Annotated in this window: 20 protein-coding genes; 3 read left to right on the top strand and 17 right to left on the bottom strand. The window is 38.3% G+C overall.

The annotated features are described in order from the left end of the window. Positions 1-18: 18 nt before the first annotated feature. From G601_RS0103770 to G601_RS21800, 16 genes are all read right to left on the bottom strand, one after another. Positions 19-369: a plasmid mobilization protein gene (locus tag G601_RS0103770; RefSeq protein WP_026493003.1), complete on the bottom strand. Its 351-nt coding sequence runs from the start codon at positions 367-369 to the stop codon at positions 19-21. Positions 370-373: 4 nt separating this feature from the next. Beyond that, positions 374-1465 (bottom strand): JAB domain-containing protein, encoded by a 1092-nt coding sequence (locus tag G601_RS24655; RefSeq protein ID WP_081673370.1) that lies wholly within the window; start codon positions 1463-1465, stop codon positions 374-376. Further along, positions 1410-1583, bottom strand: a complete 174-nt coding sequence (locus G601_RS26020; RefSeq protein WP_155834450.1) for a hypothetical protein — start codon at positions 1581-1583, stop codon at positions 1410-1412. Before G601_RS26020 ends, G601_RS24655 begins: the two co-directional genes overlap by 56 nt. Continuing rightward, positions 1584-1889, bottom strand: a complete 306-nt coding sequence (locus G601_RS0103755) for a hypothetical protein (RefSeq protein WP_207638015.1) — start codon at positions 1887-1889, stop codon at positions 1584-1586. Between the two features lie 84 nt (positions 1890-1973). Further along, positions 1974-2366 (bottom strand): single-stranded DNA-binding protein, encoded by a 393-nt coding sequence (locus G601_RS0103750; protein ID WP_026664514.1) that lies wholly within the window; start codon positions 2364-2366, stop codon positions 1974-1976. Next, a complete protein-coding gene (locus G601_RS21810; protein WP_051205543.1) occupies positions 2363-3046 on the bottom strand; it encodes a CD1107 family mobile element protein in 684 nt (227 codons plus the stop codon). The genes G601_RS0103750 and G601_RS21810 overlap by 4 nt, the downstream gene beginning before the upstream one ends. Then, complete coding sequence (locus G601_RS0103740; protein ID WP_026664513.1) at positions 3043-3336, bottom strand: DUF4315 family protein; 294 nt, start codon at positions 3334-3336, stop codon at positions 3043-3045. The genes G601_RS21810 and G601_RS0103740 overlap by 4 nt, the downstream gene beginning before the upstream one ends. 14 nt (positions 3337-3350) lie before the next feature. Further along, on the bottom strand, positions 3351-5141 hold the full coding sequence (locus tag G601_RS0103735; RefSeq protein WP_026664512.1) for a C40 family peptidase: 1791 nt from the start codon (positions 5139-5141) through the stop codon (positions 3351-3353). Then, positions 5134-7593, bottom strand: a complete 2460-nt coding sequence (locus G601_RS0103730) for a VirB4-like conjugal transfer ATPase, CD1110 family (protein ID WP_026664511.1) — start codon at positions 7591-7593, stop codon at positions 5134-5136. Before G601_RS0103730 ends, G601_RS0103735 begins: the two co-directional genes overlap by 8 nt. Before the next feature lie 10 nt (positions 7594-7603). Continuing rightward, on the bottom strand, positions 7604-8056 hold the full coding sequence (locus tag G601_RS0103725; RefSeq protein WP_207638014.1) for a PrgI family protein: 453 nt from the start codon (positions 8054-8056) through the stop codon (positions 7604-7606). A 40-nt stretch (positions 8057-8096) separates the two neighbouring features. After that, positions 8097-8963, bottom strand: coding sequence for a VirB6/TrbL-like conjugal transfer protein, CD1112 family (locus G601_RS0103720; RefSeq protein ID WP_026664509.1), 867 nt, complete (start codon positions 8961-8963; stop codon positions 8097-8099). 49 nt (positions 8964-9012) lie between these two features. Next, the gene (locus tag G601_RS21805) at positions 9013-9360 is read right to left on the bottom strand and encodes a Maff2 family mobile element protein (RefSeq protein WP_081679482.1); all 348 of its coding nucleotides are present in this window, start codon (positions 9358-9360) and stop codon (positions 9013-9015) included. 118 nt (positions 9361-9478) lie between these two features. Next, positions 9479-11203, bottom strand: a complete 1725-nt coding sequence (locus tag G601_RS0103705; protein WP_207638013.1) for a VirD4-like conjugal transfer protein, CD1115 family — start codon at positions 11201-11203, stop codon at positions 9479-9481. Between the two features lie 41 nt (positions 11204-11244). Then, complete coding sequence (locus tag G601_RS0103700) at positions 11245-11901, bottom strand: DUF3801 domain-containing protein (RefSeq protein ID WP_081673368.1); 657 nt, start codon at positions 11899-11901, stop codon at positions 11245-11247. Then, the gene (locus G601_RS0103695) at positions 11822-12139 is read right to left on the bottom strand and encodes a hypothetical protein (RefSeq protein WP_026664506.1); all 318 of its coding nucleotides are present in this window, start codon (positions 12137-12139) and stop codon (positions 11822-11824) included. The genes G601_RS0103700 and G601_RS0103695 overlap by 80 nt, the downstream gene beginning before the upstream one ends. Positions 12140-12167: 28 nt before the next feature. Then, positions 12168-12422, bottom strand: coding sequence for a helix-turn-helix domain-containing protein (locus G601_RS21800; RefSeq protein ID WP_035790239.1), 255 nt, complete (start codon positions 12420-12422; stop codon positions 12168-12170). A gap of 243 nt (positions 12423-12665) precedes the next feature. Between G601_RS21800 and G601_RS21795 the strand changes: the two genes are divergently transcribed. Then, positions 12666-13004, top strand: a complete 339-nt coding sequence (locus G601_RS21795; protein WP_035786997.1) for a helix-turn-helix domain-containing protein — start codon at positions 12666-12668, stop codon at positions 13002-13004. A 100-nt stretch (positions 13005-13104) separates the two neighbouring features. On the opposite strand, the gene G601_RS0103680 is transcribed toward G601_RS21795, so the two are convergent. Further along, complete coding sequence (locus G601_RS0103680) at positions 13105-14367, bottom strand: cell envelope integrity protein TolA (RefSeq protein WP_026664505.1); 1263 nt, start codon at positions 14365-14367, stop codon at positions 13105-13107. A 154-nt stretch (positions 14368-14521) separates the two neighbouring features. On the opposite strand from G601_RS0103680, the gene G601_RS0103675 reads away from it, so the two are divergent. Beyond that, complete coding sequence (locus G601_RS0103675; RefSeq protein WP_442852388.1) at positions 14522-15979, top strand: integrase core domain-containing protein; 1458 nt, start codon at positions 14522-14524, stop codon at positions 15977-15979. Positions 15980-16040: 61 nt separating this feature from the next. After that, the gene (locus G601_RS26735; RefSeq protein ID WP_196812581.1) at positions 16041-16187 is read left to right on the top strand and encodes a hypothetical protein; all 147 of its coding nucleotides are present in this window, start codon (positions 16041-16043) and stop codon (positions 16185-16187) included. The last annotated feature ends 306 nt before the right edge of the window (positions 16188-16493 follow it).

Below are 16493 nucleotides of genomic sequence, written 5' to 3'. Positions count from 1 at the left end.
GCAGGTGAATACCTGCCTTTACACTTTTGTTATCATATTTATTTTGTTCAGGACTTCCTTCAGGTCCGCCCACAGCCCTTTATAATTATTTTGAATTTCCATCATGTCTTCCTTATAGATACTTCCTGTTTCATTAAGATGTCTGGCTATTTGATTTAGATTGTTTGAAGAATATCTCAGCAGATTTATGACTTCGGTTATCTCTTTCATCTCAACATTGATTATGTATCCATCTATTGCCATTTTGCGCATATATGAGCTCTTATTAGTTATATGAGAAGCCTTCATCCTTTCCTCTATAAGGACATTTTCCTCTTCTGTAACCCTAACAAAAATAGGTTTATTTCTATGTCTGTTATTTCTGCTCATTTAACTATCGCTCCATATCCTGACTATCAAGCTCAAATTCATTAATGACATTTTCTTGGTTATGCTGTACATTCAATTCTTTATATTTTTCCTTCTGCTTTTCTTCTGAATGATTACTGATTTTTGATACCTTATAATGCTTTGCTCCCTGTGATTTGCTTTTCCTTGGATTCTTACTTGGATTACTTACTGTATAACTGTCTCTGTCATCAGCTCCATCACTTTCATCCGGTGTATCTACACCTATCTCTGTATCGCTATATGCTATGTCACTATCTCGTTCCATAAGAACATCCCTACTATTTTTTTCTTGCTGCTCTTGATTATTTTGCATCTCATTCCTCCCAAATCTTGAAAAACGTATCCCTCTATCTGGTCTGCTATCTATATAAATATCTAGTTTTTCCCTGGCAAAACCATCCAGTTTAGCACCACTTTTCCCCTTTGCTATATGTCCCCTAAAAGCTTCCCTGTGTGCACTGATATACCCATTTATGATATGCACATCCGTATGTTTCCTTTTGGCATATTCTTGGATATTTACAAAATAGTCTGCTCCGGTTTGGGATACCTCCATCAATATTGCATCATCCTTTACTGTCTTTTCTCTGCTTTCAGAATGGTCCTTTTCAAATATATCTGCCATGTGACTTCTAAAGCTATAGCTCTTACCTGAGCCACCCCCTATGATCACGTGATCATTAACTGGGATATTCATTATCTTTCCTGCATTAACCAAATTCTCTGTGACTTTAACATCTGCGTAACTTGGTTCCACATTCCCGGATGGATGGTTATGAAACATGATCACTGACGATGCATTTGATAAAATAGCTGATTTAAAGACATTCTGTGTAGGAACTCTATTTTCAGCAGTATCCCCTATACTGACGACATTGAAATTTATAGGTCTGCCTTTTGCATCCAGATTTAGCACGCAACAGCATTCCCTGTCCATTTCCATTAAAGCTCCCTTCATGACCTCTATGGCTCTTTCAGGAGTAGTTACCGGCTTTTCACTATATAGAGGTTGTGCTGGTTTAAGTTTCAGTCGTACTTCCACCTGGTCCAAGGTATAAGTTCTGTCCGCCTTCATCAGCCATATCCTCCTCTTCAAATGATATTGTTACCATCGTTTTTTCATCTGCTAGTTTCATTGCTTTTATCATCTGCTCAATCAAGGGGTCATTATTCTGCCTCCTGTTATTATTCATTTATTTTTGGTCTCCTCTATTTTCAAGATTTTCATAGAATTCCTTGTCCCTGATCAACATTTCATCCGTAAATTCTTCAACATTATCGAGCACAGCATTAAAAAGAGTTTTATCATATCTGAGCCTCGTATCCATGTCCCGGAGCGCCATGTAATCATCAAAAAAAATGCAGGTCCTTACTCTGTCTGTAAGCTCTTTTTCATGAGGTTTCTTTATCACATGAGTAAAATCTACAATCCTTCGCCATCTGTCATTACCTACGTATTTAAGACCTGAAACTACAAAATTGAATTCATCAAAACTCATTTCCTCCTTAAATTTTTCTTTGGTTTTAACGTAGCTTTTCATTGCTCTCCTTATACAAAAGCCAGGGAATTCCCTGGCTTTCATTTACTTAAATGGTAATTCTTCCTCACTTATGTTTATGTCATCGGCTTGCTCAGTATTCATACTCTGATTTTTGCTCTCAACAAATTCCTGCTCTTCTGCAACTACTTCTGTGGTATATACCCTAATACCATCCTTATTTGTATAACTGCCAGTCTGTATACGTCCTATAACAGCTATCTTTTTCCCTTTACTAAGATACTTAGAGGCAAATTCGGCGCCATTTCCAAAAGTTACTATATTTATAAAATCTGCTGACTGGTCTTCGTTCTGCCCCTTTTTTCCCTTTCTTTCAACAGCTAGAGTATATCTGGCTACAGATACAGCATTTTCTGTATTCATATTCCTTACATCAGGATCCTTTGTAAGTCTGCCTATGAGAATGGACTTGTTCATGTGGTTTCCTCCTCTCTGTCAAAGGTCCCTGCCTCATCAAATGACCTGTCAACACTGTCCTCATCCTCAAATTGGAAGGTTTCTTCGAATTCTTCCGCCTCATCTGCATCCTTCTTGGGCTTATAAATGAAGTAGTAGAACATCACTCCGCCTCCGCCAATCAGGATAATTAATAGCGTAATGATCGGTAATGTGCTGTTTCCGTGTTCCTCCGGTTCAGGTGCTGGTTCCTCAATTGGTTCTTCTTCCACAGGTTCTACTGCTTTTGGTGGTTCCTCCTCAGCTATTTCCTGGACCTCAGCCCCTTCCGCAGCTTCTGCTAAAGCAAGAAGATCTCTCTCCTTCGTAGTGTCTAGAAAATATACGTTGTTGTTATCCTTATCAAAATCGATTATCAGATAGAACACATTTCCTGCATCCGTTGAAATAGTATAAAACTGTTTGGATCCTGCTTTAATATTGTCTACAACTGTTCCTGTTCCATCAAATGATAGTGGCTGAGGTTCCTGCGGTTCTTCTGGTTCCTCTGGCTGTTGTTCTTCCCCAGGATTCTCTGGCAGAACCCCATCTGCTGTAGCAGCATCAGTAGTTCCTCCATCTCCCTGTGCATATACCGGAACTCCCATAAGCAGAAGAGATAACATACATGTGCCGAGTACTGTTATTATCTTTCGTTTCATACCGCCTTTTCCTCCTGCTCTTTATCGAACGTCCTTTTTTCCATAGCATCCATCTCTTTTATCACAGCGTTCTTTTTCTGTCTGATACTGCTTAGTATCTCTTTCAGCTCCTCTGGTGAAATATTCAGGTCACGTATTCCCTTGACCATCTCACTATCCTCAATCTCAGTTTTCTTAGCCCTAAGTTGCTTAAGACGCTCCGTAGAAGCTTTCAGTTTTTCTTCAAGAATCTTCCTTTTTTCCTCTTCCTTTTCAATATCTAGATTTATCTTTTCTATCTGTTTATCCATAGCTCCTCCTCTCTCTATCGCTTATATCTGCCATAACTATAAAAGTGCCGCTTCCACCAAGCAGTAGTTATATTGCAGTACTTGACTGGGTCCCCACAGTTTATTACCTGGTTATTTCCTACATAAATACATACATGTGTTACTGTTTTCGACGTTGAATATGTTCCAGTAAGGAATATAAGATCCCCTGGTTTTACCTCATCAGCAGATATAACCTCACTATTGTCATATAGGTCCTGCGCTGTATATCTAGGCATTGATGCATACCCCGAATTGTTGTATACATAGTAGACAAATCCTGAACAGTCAAATCCAGCTGGTGTTGTTCCTCCCCATACGTATGGTGTTCCTACAAGTGAATCAGCCAGATAATATAATTTGGCAAAAGCAGGATCATCATTAAGAACATTCTTCGGGACCTGATAATGCTGCCTTGCACCTTTGTTCATTCCACTAGTCTCATCTATGTTATATCCATCCCATAGATATGATTTCTGCCCTTTTACTGACACCTGCGCCGTGAATCTCTGCGCACTCTCTTTATCTAGCAGCTTATACGCAGTATCGACTTCCCCATTATTATGAAGGTGAGCATATAATATATGATGATTTTCCTTGTGCGACCCTACTGCGTTTCCTGAAGCATCATAATCTGGAATAACTCTTTCTACCCAGGCATCATCTGTAAACCACTCATACTGAGTTTCAAAAAAATGATCGAGCTCCCCGACGACTTCATCCTTCGTGAAAGGTCTGTGCAAAAGCGCACTAAGATATGATGCTACTACATACGGATTATGTTCTACTGAAGCCACATCCGAAAAATCATATTCATCATATCCGGGGTAATTTTCACCTATCTTGTTTACCCAGTCTTTTAATTCAACTTCCCTGTCTTTGTAATATTGCTCGCATGCCATTATCTGTTCATCATCTGACAGATATGTGGAAGAAAGACCCGAAGCTTCTCCTGATGAAATCATCATTGAAAACAGTCCCATTCCTACATTCAGGACCATTATCATCATCAGAAGCGCTCCTGCTATCAGTAATAAATGCGGTCTTTTTATAAGTTCCATCGCTATATTCTTAACGGTATCAGCGCCTCTGCCTACCAGCGTTGTAGCCTGCTTACGCATTTTTACTTTCATCTGATGCGCTGGTGAATGTGCATTCTTATAGATCCTTCGGGAAAACTTTTTCTGCATGGCTTTTTTGTGAAATGCCCTGTATGCTTCATGTGAATCTGCTGGTCCTTTTTTCTTAACAATACTGGATACATTAAAAGACTTATCTGCACTTTTAAATTCTGCTTCGAATGTTTTGAAATCTCCATTAGCAAGTGCCTTTGTATATTCAGCATCCATTTTTTGTGCAGAGAATTTTTGCGCTTTTTGGTCCCTCTTTTTTTGCTTGGCTTTATGCTTGGCACGCATTTTTCCAACTTTACGCTCAGCTGACGCTTCTAAATTAACAAGTGTCTCTCCTCCGGAATCACCATAAGAATCACTTGAAGCGTTCTTTAGACTATAGCGAAAGGCATTCCTGGCATCTTTAGATGCACTCCCGGCAATGAACTTTCCCCCTGCTACTGCTTGTTTTCCAGAAAACTTAACTGCATCAGCCGCCTTGTCTTTTGCGAACTGTGCATTGGTTCCTTTCTTCACATATTTAAATGCTTCTTTGGCAGCATCCGTAGGCATGGTGGGTGTAAAGTATTCTGAGCCAAAGGCCGTTCCTTCTTTGTTCCTTTTCTTATAGGTCTTTTTATCAAGACCCATGTAATCACTGGCAAATTCAGTCATTTACAGCAGCTACCTCCTCAGGTTTGGTGGTGAGAACGTTATAAATCTTCCCTTTAGGGAAATCGTCTTTGAAAGGTATTATTTTATTACCAAAGAACATCAACCCCTCACCGGAATCTGTTTGCGTCACATAGTCTAATTCCTCATCCGATATTCCAAGCCTTTCTGCAAGGATATCCTTATCACGTTTTGATTGTGGAAGCATATATATGAACTCTGAATTGCTGAATATCTGCTCTATCTGAGATGACTTAAGAAGATCGGTGACATTCTGTGTAAGCCCTGTTGGAACGCCACCCCATTTTCTGAACCTTTTCCAAAACTCGATAAAATAAGCTGCTGTCTGAGGGTCCCTTAACATCAAATGAAACTCATCTATATCAAACAACGTTTTTTTAGAAAGGTTCCTGTTTTTTGATACTCTGGTCCATATAAAGCTCGTCAGTATGACAAGTGCAACTTCACGGAGATTTGCTGTCAGTCTTTTGATATTGAAACAAACCACTCGGTTATTAAGATCCACATCTGTATAATGATTAAAAATATTTAATGAACCTGTTATATATATCTGAAAGCAGTCCGCTATCCTTTTTGCTTTTTCATTTGGATGCTTTCTGAGCCTTTCATAAAAATCCTGTAATGTAGGCATTTCCTGTGCAGTAGGATTTCTATGCATGCCTTTCCAGTATTTCTCTTCCAATTCTTCATAAATAGACAGAGTGACTTCATCAACAATGCTTATCTCATCACCTTCCAGTCCCATTCTCACTCCGCCAACTTTATTGCTGGCAATCTGTTCAGCTATCGATAACATGAACTGGCACTTAGTCTTTATTGGATCTTCATCATCGAAACCAACATCAAAGTTTATATCCATAGGATTGATATGCTGCTCCGATGATGCAGAAAGATCTACTATCTGCCCCCCTATCAGTTTCATGGAACCCTGGTACTCATCTTCGGGGTCGATAACGATAATGTCATAGCCAGATTGAAGTAAGAAAAACATTATTTTTTCTCTCTTTCCGGCAAATGACTTACCACCACCGGGAACTCCCAGATACAACCCATTTGGATTCTTTAAAGTTGTCCTGTCAGCAAGTATGAGCTCATTGGTTAATGGATTTACCCCGTAATATGGTGATTTTGGCATAAACAATTTAGCTGACGTAAATGGATTTAGCATAGCAAGCTGGCTTGTCATTATTGTCCTTTGGATCTCTACTTTGTTTACACCTATAGGAAGACATGAAACAAATGCCTGCTCCTGCTGATCTCTTAACAAAATAAGCTGGCATGACTGCTGGCTTGCTATCTTGTCCAACTGCTCCCATGTAACTTTTAGATCATTCATGGTTTTTGCAAAGCAGCATACAAGCACGGTTATGTTAAAAAGATTTTCGTTACTGGAATTTATCTCATTAAGCATTTTGGCAGTATCTTCGCCATTTGCTGTAAGTTCAGGTGGAAGAATATCTATATCATATCCTTCATTAGATGCATGCTTTTGTTCCTTTATTTTTGTGGAATTAAGCTGCATATTTCTTTTCTGTATATATTTTTTTGCTTTTACCCTATCTATAGGGTCTATATGAATACTTACAATTATCGGAGTGTCTATAGAAAGAAGATCCGTTATCAGTCTGTCATCTACACGGGGACAGTCTAATGAGAGAAGCGATACTTTACCATATATGTCCCCCATCCTGAAATATTTGCCATTGACAGGAAATCTAAAAGAAATTGGTGCTATGAAATCCTTTGTTGATAATCCATTTTTCGAAAGAAGATTCCAATTGAATCTGAATTTATCATTTCCCTCAGGATGCATTGCTGCATGAAGTACCCGTAATCTTTCTGTACCATCTAAGACATGACTCTCTGCCTTAAGCCCGGCTTTTTTTAGATTTGCCTGTATAGCCTCATCAAGGTCCTTTGTTTTTTTAGCTGCAATTACCGGATTGTCTTCTTCTATGGTGTATGTAAGATATCTGTTCTTCCGGATTCCCTTGTTACCCTTGCGCTCCTTGTCAAAAAGAATATCTGTCAGTTCATCCCTTAATTCATCATAAGAGTCTCCTGTATCTTCTATGATCAGAGCCTTATTTAGTTCCTCCTGGGTGATCCTTGTATTCATGTATGTCATCTGAAGATGAACATCTTCTGTAAAGAAATTGTATAGGTCTGATAGTTTGCGAAAAACTGTCTCTTTATCTGGACTGTCTTTTAATACATAGTTGATGTCATCATAATTTATACTTTTAGAAAAGCGGTATCCTTCAAGCTGGCAAAGACCATTCTTATACATTGCCCTGAAAGGGATTGTATTTTGGGCAGTCGTCGGAAATTCTCCGTCCTTTTTTGCCTTCTTTATTGCCTTTTCCATGCGTTTTCTGTCTTTTATCGAAATTGGTGCATTAGCACCTTTTATAACTGTTTTCTTTTTAATCATGAATTATCCCTCATGCATCCTTTTTGGTCATACCCTTTTTACTATTTATTCTCAGGATTCTTTTTATCTTTTCCTTACGCCTTGAGCTGATTTTTTTACGTTCTTCCAGCCTCTTCTTCCCATCTCTGACCATCTGATCATATTTTTCTTCAAGTTTTCTCTGCTTTCTGATTGCATCAAATGAATTATTGGTCGCAAACGGTCTTTCAGAGCTGGTCAGAAACATCAGACGTACCTTATCCTTAATTATCTTCTCTAAATATCTTCCATGAACATCTTCATACGTCCCTATGAAAAATATCGGTATCGCCATAAAGCATATGATCAGGCAGGATATCGTTGTATCTATATGATTGTTCATCAGTATGATATATACCGGTACTCCGATTATCCCTATTGCAAGAAAGCTTAGTATCTGCCGTACTGTAAACCCGTATATCGGTCTGTCCTTTATCTTATTCAAATCACAGTGATTGTCCGTATATGCCATTTCTTCACCTCTGTTAATGTGCCCCTAGCGTCACATCGGCAACCTTCTTGGTTGAGAATAATCCCATGCAGAGTGCTATAACATACATGAGAGTGTCCCATATAAGATTTCCAATGGATCCGCCACCTGTTGTTGCAAGATTGACTATAAGAACATCGAAAACTGCAACAATTATCAATACAAAGAATCCCTGTAGCCCCAATGCAGCTATATTTTTTAAATAGTTCTGTCCTACGTTGTTTTGTCCCGAATCCATCAGTGTCGCCATAGGTATAGCCGCGGCTGAAGAATAAACAAGGATACTTATTACTCTGAAATACATAACTACTTTGCATAACGTTGCAACAATATTTACCATGAATTTACATATCTGAAGTTGAATTATTATGCTGAACATTGTTCCTATATCTTCTGGATCTACTGAATTCACAAGTTCATCAAGACTCGACTGCAACTGCATATTCACATTTGATGCCGCCATAGCTCCACCTGCCTTTTCAAGGATAAAACCGGTAACATCAAATATCGCCAGTATAATGTCATATGTCTTTGTCACAAGAACTATTCCTATAGATGTGAACAGTATCCACTTGAATACAGGCATGAACGTCATCTCTTTATATGTATTTCTATCTTGGATTATCTTTATGAAATTTATAGTCATTAAATATGCAAGTACCAGACATGCCACAGGGACTATCGCTGCATCTGATATTTTCTTGATCATCTCAAACAGAGATGCATCATATGTCCCCGGATTAACATCTGTAAGTTCAGTTATGGATCCAGTCAGCCCATTTAATGAATCAAAAAATCCTGCAGCTGCACCTTTTAACATTTCTAGCAGCACAGATTGAAAATAACTACTTAACCATTCCATTTCTCAGCTCCTTACAGAAAGGGCACTAAGCCCTTTCTGCTAACAAAAACTACTTTCTAATTCCCGGAACCAGTGGAGCAGTCACGATATATCCTGCCTGAGGTTTCTTTGTAGCATCTGTTCCTGTACCATTAACCATATCTTTGAGCTTTGGCACAAGTGTCAACCCAACTGCAATGATGATTGCACCACCTACAAACATAGAGATTCCTGTTGCCCTGATAGCCGGATTATTGTCTGCCTGAGACTTTCCTACTTCTACAAGTCCTCCAATAATCGCAGCCGCTCCAAGTAATGTGACTACTGTCTGGAGAAGATCGACTCCACTTTTAAAAAACTCCATTTTGATACCTGAATCCCAATCCCTTAATAGCCCATATTTGTCGGTTTTTTGCATTTTCAAGTAAACCCAAGAATACATTTGTCGCTATTTTGTCGCTCACATAAATGCATATTTTAGGTGGGATTCTCCTCCTTTCCTTTTTTATATTTATAAACGCAGCTCATCGCTGGATTTATACTGCATTTTCAGTAAGATCTATTTCATAACTGTCATATCTTTCATCTGCACACAAAAATGAATTCCTAAATTCGTCAAGATACGCATTTATATCAAATTTCTTACTACTGTCTGCATCTACTGTATATTTGTATAAAGGGTGTTTTGTACTGTCATATTTATCTGAATAAAAAGCCGGAACTCCTCGGAGCTTTACAAGGCACTTATTCCCTGGCATGTTTCCAATCTCTTCTACGCTCTTTAATTTTCTTCCTGTTTTCTTATAATTACTGCCAAAGCTCCTATTCATGCCATACGTATCACTCTGATCCATAACATCGATCGTTTCTTGTCCCAATAGTTCAGACCAATCTTTCCATGATGTAAATTCATTTCCTCCAAGGAAGCTCTTGACATCACATGAAGCCTCGATATTTTCTGCTTTTTTATCTCCATACAGGTCCACCAACTGGTTTTTTGCCTGGAAGAACATCCATAATGAGATACCTCTGGATCTAAGCTGCGATATAAGATGTTCTAGTTTTGGTATCTGTCCCGTGTTGTAGGTTTCATCCCACAATACTCTTACGTGATATTTTAAATGTCCTCCTTTTAGATCTGCTTTTGTCTTAAGCGTGTTGAACATCTGTGACAGAGCCATTGATACCATAAAATTAAATGTTGTATCTGAATCATCAATTATAAAAAACAGAACTGTCTTTTCATCGCCCACATTATCTAATTCAAGTTCGTCAAACTCCATGACACTTCTTACTTCATCTATATCAAATGGCGAAAGCCTTGATCCGACAGATGCAAGGATACTTCTTTTTGTCTTTCCAGCTGCTTTCTCAAATTTTCTATACTGCCTGACTGCAAATGTTTTTCCATATTCTTTCTCATGATCTTCAAAACGTATATCTACCTCACATTTTTCCTCCGGTTTTCCAGGCACTTTATCAACAACCTTTATTTCATCTATCAGATCTATCATAGTAAGCATATTCTGTTCATCTTTGGGATATGCTTCCATGATGTAGGCGATTATCGCTGTATAAAGAAGCTTCTCAGACTTTGGCCAGAACGGATCCTGTCCTTTTTCATCTGGCTCCTTTGTGTTTTCCATTAGCGTGGAAACAAGTTTTGAAACGTCTGTCTCCTTTTTTATATAAGCAAAAGGGTTATACCCCATCGATGCACCAAAATCTACGGTATTAAATACCTTTATCCTGTATCCCATTTTCCTTATCAGCCACCCACAGCTTTGGATCAGTGTTCCTTTCGGATCGACTATCACATAACTGGAATGAAACTGCAGAAGGTTAGGAAGGAGCACACTAAATGTCTTACCTGCTCCAGATCCACCATAAAATACAGCATTTTTATTTCTCCCCATGTACCATGGTTTTACTTTTTCCTGCATCGTAAGAAATTCAGTCTTAGAAAGGATGCAATTGTATCTGAACGTAGGGTTTACAAAAGGTTTTATATCCTTTGCTGTACCAAGCCTCGCTTCCCCATACTCTTTGCCAGGTCTTAGGTTCTTTCTCGTAGAATTTTTATATAGGACATACAGGAAGAGCCCTAAACATCCGCAAAGACCCATCATCATATCTATAGGATTTACCGAAACTATTGGGAACCCTAAAAGATTAGAAACATTCATCGAACTCAGTTTGTCAGATACTGAACCATCTACAGCCCTATACATATATGAAAATTTATCCATAATGTAAAACACTACGATATACGGCAACGTACTAATGATTTTTCCCGAATCAATCATCTATCTAGTTCCTGTTCCCTTTCTTCAAATCCTGAAATAATATCTGAAACAGTTCTTCCGTCTAAACCATGCTCTTTATCCTCTTTTTTGATATCATCCATTTGTTTTGTATTTTGATCCTTTTCTCCTGCTTTCTTCTTCGCTTCTTCCTGTCTCCTTTCTTTACCTGCTGCTAAGGACTTTTCAGATATTTCCTTATCTATTCCTCTTTCTTTTTCTTCTCCAAAAAAGTCTTCTTTTATGTCCTGTTGAAATTTGTTTCTCGCATAATCTTCAAAAAGGTGTGACATTACTTCTGCATTTTTCCCTGAAAAAAAGAAATGCACCTTATTTTCATCAAAATGATCTTTGACTATAGCAAAATCAACCCCGTTCTTTTTACATATATCTCCAAATTCCTTAAAGTCCGATGTGCTCACATCTACCCGTCCAACTGGACCTCTATTTTTTGAATCAAACTTTAAAAAGTCCTTTAGAGCATTATTACCTTTAAATACCCTAGTCCTATTTTCATACATCTTTAACGCTTTACCTATTCCAATGGCAGTTATTCTTCCTGCTTTATCTGTAATGTTATTCGTAACCCTTACTGCTAGATGTATTCCCTTTCTGGACGCGCTTTTTGTAAAGATTCTTGCATCCTCTTCTCTCATCTTTCCACCACCTCATGATCCGTTCCATATGCTTTATCAGGCTTTTCTTTTCATGATCCGGTATACCTGAATCAGTTATCATTTTTTTTATTGCAATCTCAGATTCTGATTTTTCTACTATCTTGTAGAAAATTTCTTGTCCCATATAGCTGTGAAGAGAAAGCCCCATTTCTTTTAATGATGCCTTACCTTCGTGTCCAAAAGACTGTTCCCCAAATAATGTTTCCTCTTCATTCATCAGTTTTCTCCATGTTGTAAATATTATTTTAATTAACGTTTCCCTCTTTCGTTATCGTATCCATAATATCTATCCCCAAAGTTTCACAAAGCCTTATATATTCAGTAATTTTAAACTCTCCTTCCCCATTTATTTTTTTATAAAATGCATATCTGCTTATTCCACAGCATTCTGCAAGTTTTGTAATTGGTATATTTGACTTTTTAATTATAGAATGTAACAATTCGTAATCAACTTCACATATTCGTAATATATTAATTTTAGCCCTCCATTCCCCAAACATTAACACAAATAATCTTTCATCAAGGCAAATATAACACCTTTGTTATGTTTTATCAACACAAAGATGAATATAATTCATGTTTTATTTATCGATATAAGATTAAATAAATACTTTTTAAACCGTGTCTCTGCTAATTTATAGCGTTAAAAAATTACATAAAATTAATATTTTCAGTTGCGCTATTTCCTATTCTTCGTGTGTTATAATAATAAAAAAATTATTTATATTAACTTGTGAGGGCATATGGATAAGCTATATGAAAACATCGCGAAATTTAGGCGAGACAACCACCTAACAATGACAGATCTTGCAAAATTGGTAGGTTATAATACCGGGACAATGATCACTCATATCGAACAGGGAAAAGTTGATCTTCAATATTCAAAGATTTTAAAATTTGCAGAAGCTTTTCGTGTATCTGTTCCAGAATTGGAAGGATTTACTGATTCGAATGAATTCATTGAATTAATGGAATGTTTACCTGAAGATGGCAGAAAGTATATGCAGGATGCTTTACGTTTTGCTGTATATACTTATGGTGTAAACAATAAGAACAATTCAAAAGGGGCTGTGAAAAAATGAGAAATCATTTTTTCCAGCTCCCTTTTATTGCTGTTTTCAATATTTAGTTTTTCCGGGTTCAATTCTCACATCTACAGAAAAATTCTAAACCCTCGGTTATTTACTTTTTCTTAATCCTCTTAACTTTTATATTAGGATTAAGTCCTGACTTCTCAACAAGCTTAACGTTATGTCTATAAACTTTCTTACTGGTCTTAAACTTGATGGTGCCCTTCTTTAAGGCTTTGAAAGCGCCTGCGCCGACCTTCTTGAGTTTTCCTCTGATTGTGATGTATCTAACTTTCTTTCCGCCATTGAAAGCACCCTTATCGATCCTGTTTACATTTTCACCTACATCAACTTTTCTAGCCTTCTTGCACTTCTTCATGAAGTTCTTGCGAAGTCTTGTTACTTTGTAGGTCTTTCCGCCACCTGTTACTGTGTCGGGAATTACGATATTCTTACCGCTGTAATTAATGGTTCTAAGATCAAGGTTTTCTCCACTTGCACCATTGTAGATATACTGAGCAAGCTGTGAACCATCCTTGTTGTAATCTGTAACTGTAATCTCTGTGTTATTACCACTTGTCTTGACTTCTGTTACTGTCTTTGAGCCATCAGGATGAACTACAGTGTCGGGATCTTCTGCAGCTGTTTCAGCGCCTTTCTTACGCTGTTCTTCAAGGTCTTTCTTACGCTGTTCTTCAAGGTCTTTTTCAAGTTTTGTGACGATATCAGCAAGTACCTTCTTGTTTGCATCGAGATCCTTTGATTTATCATACTTTGTCTCATCAATAGTTTTCTTTGCATCTTCTACAAGCTTTTTGCAGGCTTCGCTGTCATCGGATTTAAGGAGCCCATCTGCAGCTTTTTTCTGGGTTTCTTTTTCAGCTTTAAAAGCATCCTCTTCGGGATCACCTTGACTATTGCTTTCTCCCCCAAATACATATGGATCACTTTGTGTTCCATTTCCGGATATAGTTTTAATTACCCCCTTGTCATCATTTTTAGGAATACTTATAAGCGGTACCATTGATCCTGAATCACTTGGATTACCATTCTCATCACCAAAATACCCTTCCATATAATAAACCATATTCTGTGATTCAGTTCTGCGTATAATTCCGTACGTATTAGTAGTATTTCTAGCATTCTTTTCAGTCATACTATATTTATACTCAGTATTAGCCTTAAAGTATATTGGGGAGGTTCCCTCACTCAAAAGGATAGTATCTCCATTACCTAACCCTATATGATTAGCTAAAGCATTCTCAGAATATGATACCGCCTTCGCCACAACTCCCGGCATAAGTCCAGCCATAAGTGCAACTGCCAGCACATAGCTTAGCAGCCTTGAAAATACTCTTTTTTCAATCACTTTCATAAAAAAAACCTCCTTATAAGAAACGGTAGTGTCTAATCGACACTCCTTTTTTCTTTATAAATCCTCTATTTTTCGGGAGTTCAAAATAAAAAGAGCATTGACCTCCCTTTTGGTATAATGTTAACGACCAAGAAAACATCCCGCAAAGGAAACAATGCTCGTGAACATTATACTTTATTTACTTGAAATCATCCATCAGCTCTATCAACAAAACTGCTGGTTGATCAACTTTATCTGTAGATATATTCCGCTTAAACAGTGGGCTTATGAGGATTCTCATTCTCCCAAATATCAAAAATTTAAGATTGATAAGCTCCCTTTGATTCTGAATGTAGAGCCCTGGGATTACAGGGATTTCATGGCTTACCTTCAGTGGCGTTACCCGGATGACAAGCCCATCAAACCTATACGGCGTCGTACTGAATGTGACATTCCCGATGATTGCAAATGTCCAAGGTGCAACGCTCCCAAAATATACCTTTACAAGAATAATGGCTCTAAAGGCCAGCTCCAGTGTAAGGTATGCCAGACGCTTTTCTCACCCGAGGATAACCGTCATACTTCACTTAAGCTCAGATGTCCGTACTGCACTCACACTCTTGTTCCAAAGAAAGATCGTAAGCATTTCATCGTTCACAAATGTGTTAATCCCAAATGTCCTTACTACCTGAGCAATCTCAAGAAGGTTGATAAAGAAGATCTAGACGAAGACTATGGCAAGAACAAATATAAGCTTCATTACATCTACCGTGAGTTCACGATAGATTTCTTCAAGATGGATATAACCACACTTCCTAAGAATGCTTCATCCCTTAAGTTCACAAAGAACAATGCATATATCATGTCCCTATGTCTAACCATGCATGTTAATCTTGGCTTATCACTACGTAAGACTTCTCATGCTCTCAAGGATCTGTACGATATTTCTGTTTCACATCAGCAGGTGGCAAACTATTGCAAGACTGCAGCTTTGTGTATAAAGCCGTTTGTTGATACTTACCCTTACGAAAAGGGATCTGTATTCACTGCCGACGAAACTTATATCAAGGTCCTTGGTATAAAAGGCTTCATCTGGTTCATCATGGATGCCGCCAGCAGGGCTATAGTCGGATATCAGGTATCAGACAACCGTGGTGTCGGTCCATGCATCATGGCTATGCGCATGGCCTTTCAGCATCTTAAGGAACTACCTAAGAACTTCAGATTCATAGCTGATGCTTACAGCGCCTACCCTCTGGCTGCTCAGCAGTTTCTTATCAATGCTGGAGAAAAGTTCAAGTTCGATATCACACAGGTTTTAGGTCTTACGAACGATGATGCAGTATCTGCAGAGTTCCGCCCGTACGAACAGATGATTGAACGACTCAACCGCACTTACAAAGAATCCTACCGGCCTACCAATGGCTTTAATAACTACGATGGTGCCAACTACGATCTCGCATTATGGGTTGCGTACTACAACTTTCTTCGGCCGCATAAACACAATGGTTTCAAGCCACCTGTCTTAGATGATATGGTCATGAATGCTGGCAACATGCCTGGTAAATGGCAGATGTTAATAATACTTGGTCAACAGACCATTCTCAACATCCAACAGGGTGCAACCGCATAAAACGGAGCGGAACCGTTGTCAAGGAAAACGTGGAATACCGAAGCGGCAGCGCCGCGAGGATATGCCGCGAAAGTTCCTTGACATAAGGTTCACGGATAATCCTGATACATTGGTCAGCAAGTGTGCTTGCTGGCCTGCTTCCGGCGAGGACGGGTGCGGGCAGAGCCCGCTTAACGGGTCAAGGGACTGGTCCCTTGCAGGTTCTTAGGGCGGAGCCCTAAGCCCTCGGAGAGCTTGTCGGTATCAATATCTACATTTTCAAGGTTCTTTTGAGCCTTTTTTCTTTGGCTCATTTTTCCATAGCAGACTTTACACTATCTAAGAAACTGTTTACCTCTCTTCTTTGGCATTAAGCCAATCACTATTATTTATTATCGCAGATATTTATTAAACATTGCTTAAATAGTCAAGTTCTTTTTATTAAAAATAATAAATATAAAAAATAGCAATAAAAGGGAGCTGGAAAAAATGATTTCTCATTTTTTCACAGCCCCTTTTGCTTCAATCACTTATT

It is taken from the genome of Butyrivibrio sp. FC2001, from assembly GCF_000424125.1.
Taxonomy (GTDB): Bacteria; Bacillota; Clostridia; order Lachnospirales; family Lachnospiraceae; genus Butyrivibrio.
The sequence above is the reverse complement of the archived record's forward strand: the minus strand, read 5'-3'. Positions and strand labels throughout refer to the sequence as shown.

What these genes read in the sequence shown, in the direction of transcription:
- G601_RS0103770 (WP_026493003.1), bottom strand. Translation starts at nt 369, where the DNA reads ATGAGCAGAAATAACAGACATAGAAATAAACCTATTTTTGTTAGGGTT.
- G601_RS24655 (WP_081673370.1), bottom strand. Translation starts at nt 1,465, where the DNA reads ATGAAGGCGGACAGAACTTATACCTTGGACCAGGTGGAAGTACGACTG.
- G601_RS26020 (WP_155834450.1), bottom strand. Translation starts at nt 1,583, where the DNA reads ATGAATAATAACAGGAGGCAGAATAATGACCCCTTGATTGAGCAGATG.
- G601_RS0103755 (WP_207638015.1), bottom strand. Translation starts at nt 1,889, where the DNA reads ATGAGTTTTGATGAATTCAATTTTGTAGTTTCAGGTCTTAAATACGTA.
- G601_RS0103750 (WP_026664514.1), bottom strand. Translation starts at nt 2,366, where the DNA reads ATGAACAAGTCCATTCTCATAGGCAGACTTACAAAGGATCCTGATGTA.
- G601_RS21810 (WP_051205543.1), bottom strand. Translation starts at nt 3,046, where the DNA reads ATGAAACGAAAGATAATAACAGTACTCGGCACATGTATGTTATCTCTT.
- G601_RS0103740 (WP_026664513.1), bottom strand. Translation starts at nt 3,336, where the DNA reads ATGGATAAACAGATAGAAAAGATAAATCTAGATATTGAAAAGGAAGAG.
- G601_RS0103735 (WP_026664512.1), bottom strand. Translation starts at nt 5,141, where the DNA reads ATGACTGAATTTGCCAGTGATTACATGGGTCTTGATAAAAAGACCTAT.
- G601_RS0103730 (WP_026664511.1), bottom strand. Translation starts at nt 7,593, where the DNA reads ATGATTAAAAAGAAAACAGTTATAAAAGGTGCTAATGCACCAATTTCG.
- G601_RS0103720 (WP_026664509.1), bottom strand. Translation starts at nt 8,963, where the DNA reads ATGGAATGGTTAAGTAGTTATTTTCAATCTGTGCTGCTAGAAATGTTA.
- G601_RS21805 (WP_081679482.1), bottom strand. Translation starts at nt 9,360, where the DNA reads ATGCAAAAAACCGACAAATATGGGCTATTAAGGGATTGGGATTCAGGT.
- G601_RS0103700 (WP_081673368.1), bottom strand. Translation starts at nt 11,901, where the DNA reads ATGAGAGAAGAGGATGCAAGAATCTTTACAAAAAGCGCGTCCAGAAAG.
- G601_RS0103695 (WP_026664506.1), bottom strand. Translation starts at nt 12,139, where the DNA reads ATGAATGAAGAGGAAACATTATTTGGGGAACAGTCTTTTGGACACGAA.
- G601_RS21800 (WP_035790239.1), bottom strand. Translation starts at nt 12,422, where the DNA reads ATGTTTGGGGAATGGAGGGCTAAAATTAATATATTACGAATATGTGAA.
- G601_RS21795 (WP_035786997.1), top strand. Translation starts at nt 12,666, where the DNA reads ATGGATAAGCTATATGAAAACATCGCGAAATTTAGGCGAGACAACCAC.
- G601_RS0103680 (WP_026664505.1), bottom strand. Translation starts at nt 14,367, where the DNA reads ATGAAAGTGATTGAAAAAAGAGTATTTTCAAGGCTGCTAAGCTATGTG.
- G601_RS0103675 (WP_442852388.1), top strand. Translation starts at nt 14,522, where the DNA reads ATGCTCGTGAACATTATACTTTATTTACTTGAAATCATCCATCAGCTC.
- G601_RS26735 (WP_196812581.1), top strand. Translation starts at nt 16,041, where the DNA reads ATGCCGCGAAAGTTCCTTGACATAAGGTTCACGGATAATCCTGATACA.